The sequence below is a fragment of the Luteimonas rhizosphaericola genome (assembly GCF_029888045.1).
Lineage (GTDB): Bacteria > Pseudomonadota > Gammaproteobacteria > Xanthomonadales > Xanthomonadaceae > Luteimonas > Luteimonas rhizosphaericola.
On record NZ_JARXRN010000028.1, the window covers coordinates 810940 to 826240 of the forward strand.

At 71.3% G+C, this 15301-nt stretch carries 14 protein-coding genes; all 14 read right to left on the reverse strand.

What is annotated here, in order from left to right; genetic code table 11:
• Positions 1-17 precede the first annotated feature (17 nt).
• Positions 18-593, reverse strand: a complete 576-nt coding sequence (locus tag QFW80_RS16280; RefSeq protein WP_280603014.1) for a ribonuclease HII — start codon at positions 591-593, stop codon at positions 18-20.
• The gene (lpxB, locus tag QFW80_RS16285; protein WP_280603087.1) at positions 590-1789 is read right to left on the reverse strand and encodes a lipid-A-disaccharide synthase; all 1200 of its coding nucleotides are present in this window, start codon (positions 1787-1789) and stop codon (positions 590-592) included. Before lpxB ends, QFW80_RS16280 begins: the two co-directional genes overlap by 4 nt.
• 56 nt (positions 1790-1845) lie before the next feature.
• The gene (gene lpxA, locus QFW80_RS16290; protein WP_280603015.1) at positions 1846-2634 is read right to left on the reverse strand and encodes an acyl-ACP--UDP-N-acetylglucosamine O-acyltransferase; all 789 of its coding nucleotides are present in this window, start codon (positions 2632-2634) and stop codon (positions 1846-1848) included.
• 1 nt (position 2635) lies between these two features.
• The gene (fabZ, locus tag QFW80_RS16295) at positions 2636-3091 is read right to left on the reverse strand and encodes a 3-hydroxyacyl-ACP dehydratase FabZ (RefSeq protein ID WP_280580505.1); all 456 of its coding nucleotides are present in this window, start codon (positions 3089-3091) and stop codon (positions 2636-2638) included.
• On the reverse strand, positions 3088-4128 hold the full coding sequence (gene lpxD / locus QFW80_RS16300; protein WP_280603016.1) for a UDP-3-O-(3-hydroxymyristoyl)glucosamine N-acyltransferase: 1041 nt from the start codon (positions 4126-4128) through the stop codon (positions 3088-3090). The genes fabZ and lpxD overlap by 4 nt, the downstream gene beginning before the upstream one ends.
• Positions 4129-4143: 15 nt before the next feature.
• The gene (bamA, locus tag QFW80_RS16305) at positions 4144-6702 is read right to left on the reverse strand and encodes an outer membrane protein assembly factor BamA (RefSeq protein ID WP_280603017.1); all 2559 of its coding nucleotides are present in this window, start codon (positions 6700-6702) and stop codon (positions 4144-4146) included.
• Positions 6703-6764: 62 nt separating this feature from the next.
• Positions 6765-8126 carry an RIP metalloprotease RseP gene (gene rseP, locus QFW80_RS16310; RefSeq protein ID WP_280603018.1) on the reverse strand — a complete coding sequence of 454 codons (1362 nt, stop codon included), beginning with the start codon at positions 8124-8126 and terminating at the stop codon, positions 6765-6767.
• A gap of 9 nt (positions 8127-8135) precedes the next feature.
• Complete coding sequence (gene dxr, locus QFW80_RS16315; RefSeq protein WP_280603019.1) at positions 8136-9308, reverse strand: 1-deoxy-D-xylulose-5-phosphate reductoisomerase; 1173 nt, start codon at positions 9306-9308, stop codon at positions 8136-8138.
• Positions 9309-9441: 133 nt separating this feature from the next.
• The gene (locus QFW80_RS16320) at positions 9442-10317 is read right to left on the reverse strand and encodes a phosphatidate cytidylyltransferase (protein ID WP_280603020.1); all 876 of its coding nucleotides are present in this window, start codon (positions 10315-10317) and stop codon (positions 9442-9444) included.
• Positions 10314-11129, reverse strand: coding sequence for a polyprenyl diphosphate synthase (uppS, locus tag QFW80_RS16325; protein ID WP_280603021.1), 816 nt, complete (start codon positions 11127-11129; stop codon positions 10314-10316). Before uppS ends, QFW80_RS16320 begins: the two co-directional genes overlap by 4 nt.
• Before the next feature lie 47 nt (positions 11130-11176).
• Positions 11177-11734, reverse strand: a complete 558-nt coding sequence (frr, locus tag QFW80_RS16330) for a ribosome recycling factor (RefSeq protein ID WP_280603023.1) — start codon at positions 11732-11734, stop codon at positions 11177-11179.
• 203 nt (positions 11735-11937) lie between these two features.
• Positions 11938-12660: a UMP kinase gene (pyrH, locus tag QFW80_RS16335; RefSeq protein ID WP_280603024.1), complete on the reverse strand. Its 723-nt coding sequence runs from the start codon at positions 12658-12660 to the stop codon at positions 11938-11940.
• An 82-nt stretch (positions 12661-12742) separates the two neighbouring features.
• On the reverse strand, positions 12743-14230 hold the full coding sequence (locus QFW80_RS16340; protein ID WP_280603025.1) for a sensor domain-containing diguanylate cyclase: 1488 nt from the start codon (positions 14228-14230) through the stop codon (positions 12743-12745).
• Positions 14231-14391: 161 nt separating this feature from the next.
• Complete coding sequence (tsf, locus tag QFW80_RS16345; protein ID WP_280603027.1) at positions 14392-15264, reverse strand: translation elongation factor Ts; 873 nt, start codon at positions 15262-15264, stop codon at positions 14392-14394.
• Positions 15265-15301: the final 37 nt, after the last annotated feature.

The following is a 15301-nucleotide window of genomic DNA, read 5'->3' on the forward strand; positions in this document are numbered from 1 at the left end:
CGCGGCCAGCGGCGGAATCAGAACAGCGCGCCCTGTGCCACCGGCGCGAAACTGCGGCGGTGGTGCGGGCAGGGGCCGTGCGTGCGCAGCGCGTTGAGGTGGTAGGGCGTCGAATAGCCCTTGTGCGCGTCGAACCCGTACAGCGGGTGCTCGGCGTGCAGTGCGGTCATGGCGCGGTCGCGCGCCACCTTGGCCAGGATCGAAGCGGCCATGATCGAGCGGTCGCGCCCGTCGCCGCCGACCAGCGCCTCGGCCGGGCAGGGCAGGTCGCGCGGCAGCGCGTTGCCGTCGATGCGCGCCAGCCCGGCCACGTGCACCACGTTGGCGATCGCGCGCTGCATCCCGGCCATCGTGGCCTGGAAGATGTTGATCCGGTCGATCTCCTCGACCTCGACGAACACCACGCTCCAGGCCAGCGCGCGTTCGACGATGCGGTCGTAGAGGAACTCCCGGCGCGCGGGCGCGAGCCGCTTGGAATCGTCCAGACCGTTGATCCGCGGCCGCGCCGGATCGAACACGACGGCGGCCACGACCACCGGGCCCGCGAGCGGGCCGCGGCCGGCCTCGTCGACGCCGGCGACCAGCGCGTTCATGCCGGGAACTCCAGCAGACCGGCGACCGCGTCGGCCGCGGAGGCGGACGCATCGCGGCGCAGCGCGAGGTGCAGGTCGCGGTACACCGGCTCGAGCGCCAGGACCGCGGCCGGATCGTCGAACCAGGCCAGCACCGCCTCGGCCAGGCGCGCGGGCGTGCAGTCGTCCTGCATCAGCTCGGGCGCGATGGTGGTGCCGGCGAGCACGTTGGGCAGGGCGTAGCGGTCGACCTTGAGCAGGCCCAGCGCGCGCACGATGCGATAGGTGCTGGGCGCGATGCGGTAGCCCACGACCATCGGCCGTTTGGCCAGCATCGCCTCCAGCGTCGCGGTGCCGGAGGCCAGCAGCACCACGTCGGCCGCGGTCATCGCCTCGCGCGCACGGCCCTCGAACAGGCGCACGCTGCCGGCGGGCAGCGGTGCGGACGCGAGCAGCGCGCGCAGCGCCTCCCCGCAGGCCGGCGTCGCCGCCGGCACGAGGATGCGCAGGTTCGGCACGCGCGCCGCCACCTGGCCGGCGGCCTCGAGGAAGATCGCGCCCAGACGCTCGATCTCGCCCAGGCGCGAACCGGGCAGCACCGCGAGCACCGGGGCATCGTCCTCGATCCCGAGGTCGGCGCGCGCCCGGCGGCGGTCGGGGTTGAGCGGCATCGCGTCGGCCATCGGATGGCCGACGAAGCGCGCGTCCACGCCATGCCGGGCGTAGATCGCCGGCTCCATCGGGAACAGGCACAGCACCCGGTCGGCGCTGCGGCCGATCTTCGCCGCACGGCCCTCGCGCCAGGCCCAGACCGAGGGACTGACGTAGTGCACGGTGCGCACGCCGCGACGCTTGAGCGCGCGCTCGAGCCCGAGGTTGAAGTCGGGCGCGTCGATGCCGATGAAGACGTCCGGACGCCAGTCGAGCAACCGGCGGCGGAAGCGACGGCGCAGGCGCAGCAACCGCGGCAGGTGCCGCAGCACTTCGCTCAGTCCCATGACCGCGAGTTCGGAGGCGTCGTGCCAGGTCTCGACCCCGGCCGCGCGCATCGCCGCGCCGCCGATGCCGGCGAACTCCGCCTCGGGAAGGCGCGCGCGCAGCTGTTCGACCAGGCCTGCCCCGAGCAGGTCGCCGGAGGCTTCACCGGCGCACAGCGCAATCCGGGGGGCGCGGGCGGGCATCGGCGCGGTTCCGGCGTCCGCCGGGCCGATGCCCATGTCCCCGTAGTCCCGGTCGGTCTTCACCGTCCCACTCCCCGCGGCGGGTTGCCGCGTCACCGCAGCAGCGGCCGCTCGCCGCCGTCGATGAAGTCGAGCATCGCGCGCACGTCGGCGCTGCCGGCGGTCGCGATCTCCTCCAGCTCCGCACGCGCCTCGTCCAGTTTCGCGTCGCCCATGTACAGCGCGCGGTAGGCGCGCCGGATTGCGGCGATACGGGGACTGTCGAACCCGCGACGCTTGAGGCCTTCGGCGTTGATTCCGCGCGGTCGCGCGTACTTGTCCTGCGCCACCATCAGGAACGGCGGCACGTCGCCGTTGACGAATGCGCCCATGCCGATGAACGCGTGCGCGCCGATGCGGCAGAACTGGTGCACGCCGGCGAAGCCGCTGAGGATCACGTGGTCGTCGACCCGCACGTGCCCGGCCAGGGTGGCGTTGTTGGAGAACACGCAGTGGTTGCCGACCACGCAGTCGTGCGCGACGTGGGTGTAGGCCAGGAACCAGTTGTCGTGGCCGATGCGGGTGAGTCCGCCGCCGTCGCCGGTGCCGCGGTTGAGGGTCACGAACTCGCGCACCAGATTGCGGTCGCCGATCTCCAGCGCCACCGGTTCGCCGCGGAACTTCTTGTCCTGGGGGTCGCCGCCGATCGCGGCGTGGCCGACGATGCGGTTGTCGCGCCCGATGCGTGTCGGGCCATGCACGCTGCAATGCGGCCCGATCGTGGTGCCGTCGCCGATCTCGACGCCGGCCCCGATCCACGTGAACGCGCCGATCGACACGCCCTCGCCCAGCCGCGCCGACGGCTCGACGACCGCGGTGGGGTGGATGCCGGCGCCGCTCATGTCAGCTGCGCACCTCGGCGCACAGGATCTCGGCGCAGGCCACCTGCTCGCCGTCCACGCGCGCGAGGCCGGAATAGAGCGTCATGTTGCGGATCTCGCGCTTGATCTCCACTTCCAGGTCGAGCCGGTCGCCGGGCACCACCATGCGCGAGAACTTCGCGTTGTCGACCTTCACCAGGTACGACAGCCGGCCCTCGAGCCCGCCGCCGTGCGTGAGCTGGGTGAGGATGCCGCCGGCCTGCGCCAGGGCCTCGATCACCAGCACGCCGGGCATCACCGGCCGGTCGGGGAAGTGGCCTTCGAAGAACGGCTCGTTACCGGTGATGTTCTTGTAGCAGACCACGCGCCGCCCCGGTTCGGCCTCGACCACGCGGTCGACCAGCAGGAACGGATAGCGGTGCGGCAGCAGGGCGCGGATGCCGATGCTGTCGATGGGAAGGGTGACCTGCTGTGTCATTCGGTGTCCTTGGGCGGGGGGCCCACGCGCCGGGCCAGCGCATCGAGCTGCTTGAAGCGGACCGCGTTCCGGCGCCAGCTGCGGCTGTCCATCAGCGGGGTGCCGGAAGAATACTCCCCGGGTTCGCGGATCGAGTGGGTCACCAGCGTCATCGCCGTGACCACCACCCGGTCGCAGATCTCGAGGTGCCCGGCGATCCCGGCGGCGCCGCCGATCATGCAGTATCGCCCGATGCGGGTGCTGCCGGCCACGGCCACGCAGCCGGCCATCGCCGTGTGCGCGCCGACGTGCACGTTGTGCGCGATCTGGATCTGGTTGTCGAGGCGCACGTCGTGCTCGAGCACGGTGTCCTCGAGCGCGCCGCGGTCGATGGTGGTATTGGCGCCGATTTCGCAGTCGTCGCCCACGCGCACGCCGCCGAGCTGCGGCACCTTGATCCAGTGCGGCTCGCCCTCGTCGCGCGCGAGCGCCAGGCCGAAGCCGTCCGCGCCCAGCACCGCGCCCGGATGCACGCGCACACGCCGGCCCAGCGTCACCCGGCACACCAGGGTCACCCGCGCCACCAGCACGCTGTCGGTGCCCACCACGCAGTCTTCGCCAACCATGCAGCCGGGGCCGACCACCGCGCCCGCCTCGATCCGGCTGCCCGCGCCGATAGTGGCGTGCGGCCCGATCGCGGCGCCGGGATCGACGTGGGCGTCGGGATGCACCACCGCGCTGGGGTGGATGCCCGCGGCCTGGACCGTCGCAGGCTCGAACAGCGCCGCGATGCGCGCGAAGGCCACGTACGGATCGGGCGCGATGAGCACGTCGCCCGCGTACCCGTCGGCGTCGCGCTCGCGCACGACCACCAGCCCGGCGCGGGTAGCGGCCAGCTGGCTGCGGTACTTCGGATTGGCGAGGAACGAGAGCTCGCCGGCCGCGGCCGTGGCGAGCGTGCCGACGCCGGAGATCAGCCGGGCGGAATCGCCCCGCAGCAGCAGGCCGAAGCGTTCGGCGAGTTCACCCGCGGAAACCTGGACACCCTGGCGCGGCATCGATCCGGACGACGGCTAGAACGCGCCGCCGAAGGTGAACTGCAGGCGCTCGAGCTCGTCGCCCTGCTGGGTCACGCGGCCGTTGCTGTCGCGCACGGAATCCTGGCTGCGCAGCGGGTAGGCGTAGCTGATCGAGATCGGGCCCACCGGCGCGCGCCACATCAGCGCGATGCCGGCCGAGGCGCGCAGCTCGCTGCTCTCGAACGCGTCGACGTCGCGGAACACGTTGCCCACGTCAACGAACGCGGACACGCGCGCCGCCGGGGACTTGATCAGCTGCGGGAAGAACATCTCCACCGAGCCCACGGTCTTGAGCGAACCACCGATCGGCTGCAGGAAGCTGCTGTTGAACGCCGCTTCGCGCGGGCCCAGCGTGTTGTCGCGGAAACCGCGCACCGAACGCGCGCCGCCGGCGTAGAAGTTCTCGAAGAACGGCAGGCCGCTGGCGACAAGGGTCCGGTTGAACACCGTTCCGTCCTCGCATTCCTCGCTGCCCGGCACGTCGCCCGGATCCGAACCGTCCGCGCCGGGGGGCGGCAGCGGCTGGCCGCCCAGCGACCGGCAGAACGTGCGGTACACATCGTCGCCGTAGCTGTCGCCGTAGCCCAGCTCGAAACGGGTGTTCAGCACCAGCGCGCGGCTGATCGGCCAGTACTTCGAGAACTCGTAGTTCAGCTTGAAGTACTCGACCGTGGAGCCGGGCAGGGTGGTTTCGAGCGAAACGCGCTGCAGGGTGCCGCGGGTCGGCTGCAGGAAGTCGTTGCGCGAGTCGCGCGCCCATGCGAGCTCCGAGCGCCAGGAATGGAAGGTGCGCTGGCCGACCGCGTCGATGTAATCGACGATCGATTCGGGCGACGAGCCGCGGAACGCGAAGATCTGGTTGCGGTCGATGCCGACCAGGGCCGAGATCGTGTCCGACTCGGTGATCGGCAGGCCGAGGATCATCTGTCCGGCGGCGTTGGTCGAGGAATACTGCGCGGTGTTGAATTCGGAGTTGTCGAATTCGCGCCACCACAGGTTGTACCCCAGAGACAGGCCGTCGTCGGTGAAATAGGGGTTGAGGAACGAGAACGCGTAGCGCTGCAGGTACACGTTGCGCTGCGCTTCCACCGACACCCGGTTGCCGCTGCCGAGGAAGTTGTTCTGCGACAGCTGCACCGACGTGGTCAGGCCTGCCAGCTGCGAGTAGCCGATGCCGAACACGAAGCTGCCGGACGTGGTCTCGGTGACGCTGTACACCACGTCGACCTCGTCGTTGCTGCCCGGGACCGGCTCGGTTTCGACGTTGACGCTGCCCGATTCGAAATAGCCAAGCCGCTGCAGGCGGACCTTGGAGCGGTCGATCGCGGCCTGCGAATACCACGCGCCTTCGAACTGGCGCATCTCGCGGCGCATCACCTCGTCGGAGGTGCGGGTGTTGCCCTTGAACACGATCCGGCGCACGTTCACGCGCGGGCCGGGCACTACCTGCAGCTTGATGCCGACGGTGCGCGCCTCGCGGTCGATCTCGGGGATCGTGTTGACCTGCGCGAAGGCGTATCCGATGTTGCCGAGCGTGGCGGTGATCGCGTCGGAGGACAGCTCCAGGATCGCGCGCGAGAAGGTCTGGCCTTCCTTCGCCAGCACCAGGCGCTCGATGTCCTCCTTCGGCAGCACGGTGTCGCCGGTCAGCTCGACCGAGGAGATCGTGTAGATCTCGCCCTCGGTCATGCCGGCGGTGATGAACATGTCGCGCTTGTCGGGGCTGATCGAGACCTGGGTGCTGTCGATGCTGAAATCGACGTAGCCGCGGTCGAGGTAGTAGTTGTGCAGCTTCTCCAGGTCGCCCGACAGCTTCTCCTTGGAGTACTGGTCGTCGCGCCGGTACCAGCTCAGCCAGTTGCTCTCGCCCGACTCCCAGGTGTCGGTGAGGTCTTCCTGCTCGTACTGTTCGTTGCCGATCAGGTTGATGTGGCGGATCTTGGCCGCCTTGCCTTCCTTGATCGCGATTGTCACGTCGACGCGGTTGCGGTCCAGGCGCGAGACGGTGGGCGTGATCTCGACGTTGTACTTGCCGCGGTTGTTGTACTGGCGGGTCAGTTCCTGGGTCACGCGGTCGAGCGCCAGGCGGTCGAAGGTCTCGCCCTCGGACAGGCCGATGTCGTTCAGGCCCTTGCTCAGGTCCTCGGTCTTGATGTCCTTGTTGCCGGTCAGCGTGAGCTTGTTGATCGCCGGGCGCTCGGTGACCGTGATCACCAGGATGTCGCCCTGGCGGCCGACCTGGATGTCCTCGAAGAAGCCGGTGCGGTACAGCGCCCGCACCGCTTCGCCGATCCGGCTCTGGTTGATCGCGTCGCCGCGCTCGATCGGCAGGTAGGTGAATACGGTGCCCGCGCCGATGCGCTGCAGGCCGTCGATGCGGATGTCGCTCACGGTGAAGCTGCCCGCGCCCGGCGCGAACTGCGGCGCCTGGGCCTGCGCCGGCGGCGGAACGGCGAACGCGGCCTGCGGATCCACCGGCTGCTGGGCCCAGGCGGGCGCGATGGCGGTCGCGAGGGCGAGTGCGAGCAGTCGGCGGGCAGGGGTACGCGTCATCGATCGGTCCGGATTGGGGAAGAGCTCCATTGCTGACGCAATGGCGGTCGGAAGGCGGGGCATCAGCGCACCAGCTGCAGGATGTCGTTGTAGAACGCCAGGCCCATCAAGCTAGCCAACAGCACCAGGCCGACATACTGCCCGGCGGCCATCGCACGTTCGCTTAACGGACTGCCTTTGACCAACTCGATAAGGTAATACAACAGGTGTCCCCCGTCCAAGAGCGGGATCGGGAGCAGGTTGAGGATCGCGATGCTCAGCGACAGCAGGGCCAGGATGGTCAGGTACCAGGCCACGCCCTGGCTGGCGTAGGCGTTGGTGGCGCGGGCGATGGTCAGCGGCCCGGCGACCGTGTTCTCGAGCGCCAGCCGGCCGGTGAAGGCGCGCTGGATCATGCCCGCCAGCTGGCCGGTCAGGTGCCCCAGCTCGCGCGCGGCCACCGGGACCGCGGCCACTGGCCCGTACTGCTGCAGCGCGTCCTTGGGCGGCAGTTCGATGCTGCCGGGGGCTTCGATCCCCAGCACGAAGCGCCGGTTGCCGGCGTCGTCGGTGATTTCGCGCGGGGCGAGCGGGAACGCGAGCCGTTCGCCGTCGCGGGTGACCTCGACCATCGCATCGCCCCCGCGCTCGCCCAGCGCCTGCAGCAGCGGGCCGATGTCGTCGAAGCGCTCCACCGGGCGGCCGTCGATCGCGGTGATGCGGTCGCCCTCGGCCAGCGTGCCCCAGGCGGCGCCATCGGGCAGCACCCGGCCCACGTCGGCGGGAATCGTGAAGTGGCGCGGCACCAGGCCGATGCTGCGGATCACCTGGCGCTGGTCGAAGTCCGGCGGCAGCTGCGACAGGCGCAGGTCCAGCGTGCGTTCGGCGCCCTGCGCGTCGGCCACCTGCAGTGGCACGTCGGCCCGGTCCAGAGCGGCCGGCAGCAGCGCCATCTGCAGTTCCATCCAGGTCGGCGTCTGGCGGCCATCGACCGCAAGCACCCGGTCGCCCGTGCGCAGGCCGGAGTCGGCGGCGATCCCCGACGCCGGCCCCAGCACCGGCGCGTAGTCCGGGCGCCCGATCACGAACATCGCCCACAGCAGCACGAAGCACAGCACCAGGTTGGCGGCCGGGCCGGCGGCCACGATCGCGATCCGCTTCCACACGGTCTGGCGGTTGAAGGCCTGCGCGGCCTCGGACGCGGGCACGTCGGCCTCGCGCTCGTCGAGCATCTTGACGTAGCCGCCGAGCGGAATCGCCGCGATCCGGTATTCGGTGCCGTCGCGGCCGAAGCGCTTCCACAGCGCGCCGCCGAAGCCGATCGAGAACCGCAGCACGCGCACGCCGCAGCGCCGGGCGACCCAGAAATGGCCGAATTCGTGGATGGTCACGAGGATGCCGAGGCTGACCACCAGCCACCAGGCGGAGCCGAGGAACTCAGTCATGGCGGCGGCTCATCGGATGGCACCCGTGGCAATGGCGTGTTCGGCATGGCGCCGGGCGCGCGTGTCGGCCTCGCCGAGCGCGGCCAGCGACTCCGCCGGTTCGACCGCGATCGCCGCCAGGGCGTGCTCGACCAGCGCGGCGATGGACAGGAAACCGATGCGGCCCTGAAGAAAGGCTGAAACCGCGACCTCGTTCGCCGCGTTCAGCGTCGCCGGCGCCGTGCCCCCCGCGCGCAGCGCGCCGCGCGCGAGCGCCAGGCAGGGGAAGGTGTCGAGATCGGGCGGCTCGAAGTCCAGCCGCCCGTGGGCGGCGAGGTCGAGCGGACCGACCCCCGAGGCCAGGCGGCGCGGCCAGCCCAGCCCGACCGCCAGCGCGGTGCGCATGTCCGGCAGGCCCAGCTGCGCCAGCACCGAGCCGTCCACGAACTCGACCAGCGAGTGCACCAGGCTTTGCGGGTGCACCAGGACCTCGAGTCGGGCATCGGGCAGGTCGAACAGGTGGTGGGCCTCGATCAGTTCCAGCCCCTTGTTCATCAGGGTGGCCGAATCGACCGAGATCTTCGGCCCCATCGACCACTTGGGATGGGCCACCGCCTCGGCCGGGGTGACGCCCGCCAGCGCCGCGCGGTCGCGCCCCCGGAACGGGCCGCCCGAGGCGGTCAGGGTGACCCGGCGCACGTCGGCGCCGGCCTCGCGCCCGTGCAGGCACTGGAAGATCGCGTTGTGCTCGCTGTCGATCGGGACGATGGTCGCGCCCGCCGCGCGTGCGGCGCCGGTCAGCAGTTCGCCGGCCAGCACCAGCGACTCCTTGTTCGCGAGCAGCAGGCGCTTGCCGGCGCGCGCCGCGGCCAGGGTCGAATCCAGGCCGGCGGCGCCGACGATCGCGGCCACCACGGTGTCGCAGGCGTCGCTGGCGACCAGTTCGCACAGCGCCTCGCCGCCCGCATGGGCACGCGTGTCCAGGCCGGCCGAATCCAGCCCGTCGCGCAGCGCCGGCAGGGCGTCGGCCTCGCCGATCACGGCATGCATCGGCCGATGGGTGGCGCACAGCGCTACCAGCGCGGAGACGTTGCTGCCCGCCGCGAGCACGCTGGCGCGCATCGTGTCGGGATGGCGGGCGATGACGTCCAGCGCCGAGGTGCCGATCGAGCCGGTGGCGCCGAGGATGGCGATCGACTGCATCACGCCACGTCCCGCGGCGCCGAAGCGAGGCCCGCCTGTTCGCCGGCATCGTCCGCGTCCGCCGCGGACCCGGACGCGTGCCGGCCATCCGGAGGCGTCACGGCCGCGGCGCTGGAGGCGAGGGCAGTCATGGCTAGAAGCCGAGCCAGATCTTCGCCACCGCGAACGCGGGCAGCGCGGCGAGCACGCTGTCGACCCGGTCCAGCACCCCGCCGTGGCCCGGGATGAGGGTCCCGGAGTCCTTGGCGCCGACATGCCGCTTGAGCAGGCTCTCGAACAGGTCGCCGACCACCGAGAACAGCACCGTAGCCACCGCCGCCAGCGCGACCAGCGGCAGCTGGGCCGCGCCCGCGCCGGCCAGCGGCGCCATCGCCAGCGCCACGACGACCGCCAGCAGCAGCCCGCCGCCGAGCCCCTCGAAGGTCTTGTTGGGGCTGATCCGCGGCGCCATGCGCCGGGCGAACCAGCGGCCGCCGAACTTGCGGCCGGCGAAGTAGGCGCCGGTGTCGCTGGCCCACACGATCATCAGCGCGGTCAGCAGCCAGACGTGGCCCTGCGGCACCAGCCGCAGCCCGGTCGGCGCCGGGTCGCCGGCGTGCAGCACTGCGAGCGCGCACCAGGCCGGCACCACCGCCAGGGTGCCGGCAGCCAGCTTGAACACGCGCGCGTGGGTGTCGTGGTCGGAGGCGAAGTGGAAATGCCGCAGCCACAGCATGGCCACCAGCCACCAGGCCACGCCGATCATGCTCACCAGCTTGAACAGCACCAGCGAGCCGCCGCTGTCGGTCGGCGAGGCCCACACCAGCGCCGCCATCAGCAGCAGGTTGGCCAGCAGCAGCAGCGTCCGCTGCAGGGTGTCGTCGATCTCGGAGAGCCGGAACCATTCCCACAGCGCGGCGAGGAAGGCGATCGCCGACAGCGCGACCAGCCAGGGCGTCGGCAGCAACAGCACGCCGGCGATCGCCAGGGGCGCCATCAGCAGGGCGGCGAGGACGCGGGTACGGGTCACGGGGCGGCGCTCCGGTGGGAAGGCGGAAGGGTGCCGGACACCTGTTCGCCGGTCAGCCCGAAGCGGCGCTCGCGGCCGGCGAACACGCGGATGGCCTCGTGCAGCGTGGCCGCGTCCAGGTCGGGCCACAGGGTTTCGGTGAACCACAGTTCGGTGTAGGCCAGCTGCCAGAGCAGGAAGTTGCTGATCCGGTAGTCGCCGCCGGTGCGGATGAACAGGTCGGGCGGCGGCAGGTCGGCCAGCGCCATGCGCGCGCCGACGGCCGCCTCGTCGATCTGGTCCGGGCGCAGGCGGCCGGCGGCGACGTCCTCGGCCAGCGCGCGCGCCGCGGCGGCGATGTCCTGGCGTCCGCCGTAGCTGGCGGCGATGGCGAGGGTCAGCCGCGTATTGCCGCGGGTCAGGGTCTCGGCCGCGTGCATGCGCGCGCGGATGTCGGCGGGGAAACGCGCGCGGTCGCCGATGAAGCGCACCTCGACCCCGCGCCGGTGCAGTTCCTCGACCTCGCGGTCCAGCGCCGCCAGGAACAGCTTCATCAGCGCGCCGACCTCTTCTTCCGGACGACCCCAGTTCTCGCTGGAGAACGCGAACAGGGTCAGCGCGCGGATGCCGTGCTCGAGGCAGAAATCGATGCAGACATTGACCGCGCGCGCGCCGGCCCGGTGGCCGATCGCCCGCGGGCGCCGGCGACGCGCCGCCCAGCGGCCGTTCCCGTCCATGATCACCGCCACGTGGCGCGGCACGCCGTCGGCAGCGCCGGCGGCGGGTCCGGGCGCGCCCGGATCCCGCGGATTCGCTTCTGGCGTGATGGACATGGCGTGGCTGGCGGTCGTCGCGGACCCCTCCCGGTGCGCGACGATCATCAGACCGCCATCAGTTCCTGTTCCTTGCCCTTGACCACCTCGTCGACGTCCTTGATCGCCTTGTCGGTGATCTTCTGTATCTCGTCCTCGGTGCGGCGCTCGTCGTCCTCGGAGATCTGCTTCTCCTTGAGCAGTTCCTTGACCTGCTGGATCGCGTCGCGGCGGATGTTGCGGATCGCGACCTTCGCGTCCTCGCCCTCGCCATGCACCACCTTGGTCAGTTCCTTGCGGCGCTCCTCGGTCAGGGCGGGCAGGTTGAGGCGGATCGTGGTGCCGGCGGTGTTCGGGGTCAGGCCCAGGTCGGAGGCGAGGATCGCCTTCTCGACCGCGCCGACCATCTGCTTCTCCCACGGCGTGATCGTGAGCGAACGCGCGTCGCTGACGGCGACGCTGGCCACCTGGCTCAGCGGCATGTCCGAGCCGTAGTAGCTGACCTTCAGGTGCTCGACCAGCGCGGTCGAAGCGCGGCCGGTGCGCACCTTCACCAGGGTGTGGCGCAGCGCATCGACGCTCTTGGCCATGCGGGTCTGGGCGTCCTTCTTGATCTCGTTGAGCATCGCCGGCTCCGGTCGTTGTGCAGGGTTGAACTGCGGGATTATAGGCGGTGTCGCTGCCCGGGCCGCGCCGGCGGGTCGATCGGGTGGCGGTCCGGACAGCCGGGCGGCGGCGAGCGCCGTGGCGACGGGGCGACCGGCACGCACCGGCGCCAGTCCCGGAACAGCGAACGCGCGGGGGCTGCGCCGCGCGCGCGACGGGCGCCTCAGCCCCGGCCGCGCACCAGGGTGCCGATCGGCTCGCCGCGCAGGATGCGCAGCAGCACGCCCGGCTGGGACATGTCGAAGATCCGCAGCGGCAGGTCGCTGTCGCGGCACAGCGCGAACGCGGCCGTGTCCATCACCTGCAGGTCGCGCGAGATGACCTCGTCGTAGGTCAGGGTGTCGTAGCGCACCGCGTCGGGGTGCTTCTTCGGATCGCGGTCGTACACGCCGTCGACCTTGGTGGCCTTGAGCAGCAGGTCGGCGCCGATCTCGATCGCGCGCAGCGCGGCGCCGGAATCCGTGGTGAAGAACGGATTGCCGGTGCCGGCGGCGAAGATCCCGATCCGGCCCTTCTCCAGGTGCCGGATGGCGCGCCTGCGGATGTAGTCCTCGCAGACGTCGTTGATCTTGATCGCACTCATCACGCGGACCTTGGCGCCGAGCTTCTCCAGCGCGTCCTGCATCGCCAGCGCGTTGATCACCGTGGCCAGCATGCCCATCTGGTCGCCGGTCACGCGGTCCATGCCGGCGGCCGCCAGCCCGGCGCCGCGGAAGATGTTGCCGCCGCCGATGACCACGCCGACCTCGGCGCCGGCCTGCTGCGCCTCGATGATCTCGCGCGCCAGGCGGCCGATGACCTTCGGGTCGATGCCGTAGTCCTCGTCGCCCATCAACGCCTCGCCCGAGAGCTTGAGCAGGACGCGGCGATAGGCAAGCTGGGACATCGAGACCTCGGGGCGGGGAAGCGCGTGGATTCTAGCCCATCGGCCCGCGCGCAGGTCCGTTGCGACTCCGGCGCGCGCCGCCTCAGCCCTCGGGCGCGGCCACCTGGTTGCGGCCGTCGCGCTTGGCGCCGTACAGCGCTTCGTCGGCCGCCCGCAGCAGGTCCTGTGCGCTGGCGAACCCGTCGCCGCCTCCCTGACTGGCGAGCCCGGCGGAGAAGGTGATGTACAGGGGCACGCCGTCGACCAGTGCCATCGGCGTGCGCGAGATCTCCGCCAGGATGCGTTCGAGCGTGACGCGCGCCGCCGCCGCGTCGCAGTTGCCGAGCACGATCAGGAATTCCTCGCCGCCATAGCGGGCCAGCAGGTCGCTCTGGCGCAGGTGTCCGGCCAGGCAGCGGGTGAACTCCTGCAGCACCTGGTCGCCGACGAGGTGGCCGTGGCGGTCGTTGATGCGCTTGAAATCGTCCAGGTCGATGAAGGCGATCGATAGCGGCCGCCCGTGCTCCAGGGCGTCGCGGAACTCGCGCTCCAGCACTTCCTCCAGCTGCAGCCGGTTGTAGGCGCCGGTGAGCGGATCGCGCCGGGCCTGTTCGGTGAGGTCCTGGGTCCTGGCCTTGAGCGCTTCGAGCTCACGCCGCGCGACGGCGGCGTTGCGGATCTCGATCAGGTTGCGCACCACCATCAGTTCCTGGACCCGGCCGTGCACGGCGCGCACGTCGCGCGGGTCGTCCAGGCGGACGTCGAACAGCGCGCCCAGTTCCGGCGCGGACGCGGACAGGCGCTCGAGCAGGCGCGCGGTGCTGGCGCCGTCCAGGCCGGTGCGGCGCTCAAGTTCGGCCGCGAGCGCGCGCAACTGCTCCGGCGTGCCGGCCTGCATCCACAGGTCGGCGACCACGCCGGACCCGCCGACGCAGGAGAGCGCGGCGTCGCCGTCCCAGGGACCACTTTCGTGGCGGGCGATGCTGTCCTGCAGCCACGCGGGCAGGTTCCAGCGGGCGGCCAGCCAGGCGCCCACCTCGGCATGGTCGCTGCCGAACAGGGTGCGCTCGCGCGCCAGCGGGGCAAGCCCCGGCGGGCCCGGGTCGAGCAGGGTGTAGCGCTCGGGCAGGACCTGCATCAGCGCCAGCGCGCCGATGTCCTGGAGCAGGCCGGCAAGCATCAGTTCCTCGGGGCGGTCCAGCCCCGCGTCTTCACCCAGCAGGCGGGCCGCCATGGCCGACAGCACGCTGCGGCGCCAGTACTGCTCGCGTGCGGCCGCCACCTGGCCACCGCCGCGCATCGTCGTCGCCAGGGAAAAGCCGAGCGCCAGGGTCAGCGCCGCATTCAGCCCCAGCAGGGCCAGTGCCCGCGACACGGTCTCCGGCGGCCGCCGGGTGGCGCTGGCGAACAGCGGCGAGTTGGCGATCCGCAGGATCCGCGCCGCGAGCGCGGGATCGAGCCCGATCGCGTCCGCGGTCGCATTCAGGTCCGCCTTCGGGTCCTGGGCGAGCGCGATCACCCGCAGCGCCACGCCGGGTGGCGTGGGCAGGTCGGGGCAGCGGTCGAGCAGGGTGGCCAGCTCGGGTTGCATCGAACGCGGACTCCAGGAAGGGACGGGGCTGCCCGCCCGGGGACGGGGGATGGCGCCGACGTTAACGGCCGGACGCCCCCGTACTGTAGCCGCGGCCACGTCCCATGAAAAAAGCCGCGCTTTCGCGCGGCTTCTTCCGGGACCCGCCTGGTGGGCGGGAATCAGGCCAGGCCGGCCTGCTTCATCACTTCGGCGGCGTAGTCCTCGACCACCTTCTCGATGCCTTCGCCCACGGCCAGGCGCTGGAAGCCGACGACTTCGGCGCCGGCGGCCTTGAGCACGGCCTCGACGGACTTGTCGGTGTCCAGCACGTAGGGCTGGCCGTACAGGCTGACCTCGTTGACGATCTTGGCGATCTTGCCGCCGATGATCTTCTCCAGGATCTCGGCCGGCTTGGCGCGGTCCTTGTCGGACATCTTCGCCAGCTCGATCTCCTTTTCCTTGGCGATGAAGTCGGCCGGGACGTCGGACTGCTTGTTGTGCGGCGGGTTCATCGCCGCGACGTGCATCGCCAGGCCGCGCGCCAGGTCGGCATCGCCGCCCTTGAGCTCGACCAGCACGCCGATCTTGCCGCCGTGGACGTAGGCCGCGACCTGGTTGGCGCTGTCGATGCGCGCCAGGCGGCGCACCTGCACGTTCTCGCCGACCTTGGCGATCACGGCCGCACGCGCCTCTTCGACGGTCTCGCCCGAAGCCAGCCTGGTGACCTTGAGCGCGTCGACGTCGGAAGCGGACAGCGCGGCCTGGGCGACGGCCTCGGTGAAGGCGACGAAGTTCTCGTCCTTGGCCACGAAGTCGGTCTCGGAGTTGATCTCCACCAGCACCGCCTTGCCGGCGTCCTGGGCGGCGGCGATGCGGCCCTCGGCGGCGACGCGGCTGGCCTTCTTGTCGGCCTTGGCGAGGCCGGACTTGCGCAGCGATTCGGCCGCGGCGTCGATGTCGCCGTTGCTTTCGGTGAGCGCCTTCTTGCATTCCATCATGCCGGCGCCGGTGCGCTCGCGCAGTTCCTTGACCAGGGATGCGGTGATTTCCATCGGGGACCTCGGATTTCGAAAAGATGATCGGCGGGCC

Bases quoted from the DNA above. Each gene is read 5' to 3' on its own strand.
- QFW80_RS16280 (WP_280603014.1), bottom strand. From the start codon at position 593: ATGAACGCGCTGGTCGCCGGCGTCGACGAGGCCGGCCGCGGCCCGCTC.
- lpxB (WP_280603087.1), bottom strand. From the start codon at position 1,789: ATGGGCATCGGCCCGGCGGACGCCGGAACCGCGCCGATGCCCGCCCGC.
- lpxA (WP_280603015.1), bottom strand. From the start codon at position 2,634: ATGAGCGGCGCCGGCATCCACCCCACCGCGGTCGTCGAGCCGTCGGCG.
- fabZ (WP_280580505.1), bottom strand. From the start codon at position 3,091: ATGACACAGCAGGTCACCCTTCCCATCGACAGCATCGGCATCCGCGCC.
- lpxD (WP_280603016.1), bottom strand. From the start codon at position 4,128: ATGCCGCGCCAGGGTGTCCAGGTTTCCGCGGGTGAACTCGCCGAACGC.
- bamA (WP_280603017.1), bottom strand. From the start codon at position 6,702: ATGACGCGTACCCCTGCCCGCCGACTGCTCGCACTCGCCCTCGCGACC.
- rseP (WP_280603018.1), bottom strand. From the start codon at position 8,126: ATGACTGAGTTCCTCGGCTCCGCCTGGTGGCTGGTGGTCAGCCTCGGC.
- dxr (WP_280603019.1), bottom strand. From the start codon at position 9,308: ATGCAGTCGATCGCCATCCTCGGCGCCACCGGCTCGATCGGCACCTCG.
- uppS (WP_280603021.1), bottom strand. From the start codon at position 11,129: ATGTCCATCACGCCAGAAGCGAATCCGCGGGATCCGGGCGCGCCCGGA.
- frr (WP_280603023.1), bottom strand. From the start codon at position 11,734: ATGCTCAACGAGATCAAGAAGGACGCCCAGACCCGCATGGCCAAGAGC.
- pyrH (WP_280603024.1), bottom strand. From the start codon at position 12,660: ATGTCCCAGCTTGCCTATCGCCGCGTCCTGCTCAAGCTCTCGGGCGAG.
- QFW80_RS16340 (WP_280603025.1), bottom strand. From the start codon at position 14,230: ATGCAACCCGAGCTGGCCACCCTGCTCGACCGCTGCCCCGACCTGCCC.
- tsf (WP_280603027.1), bottom strand. From the start codon at position 15,264: ATGGAAATCACCGCATCCCTGGTCAAGGAACTGCGCGAGCGCACCGGC.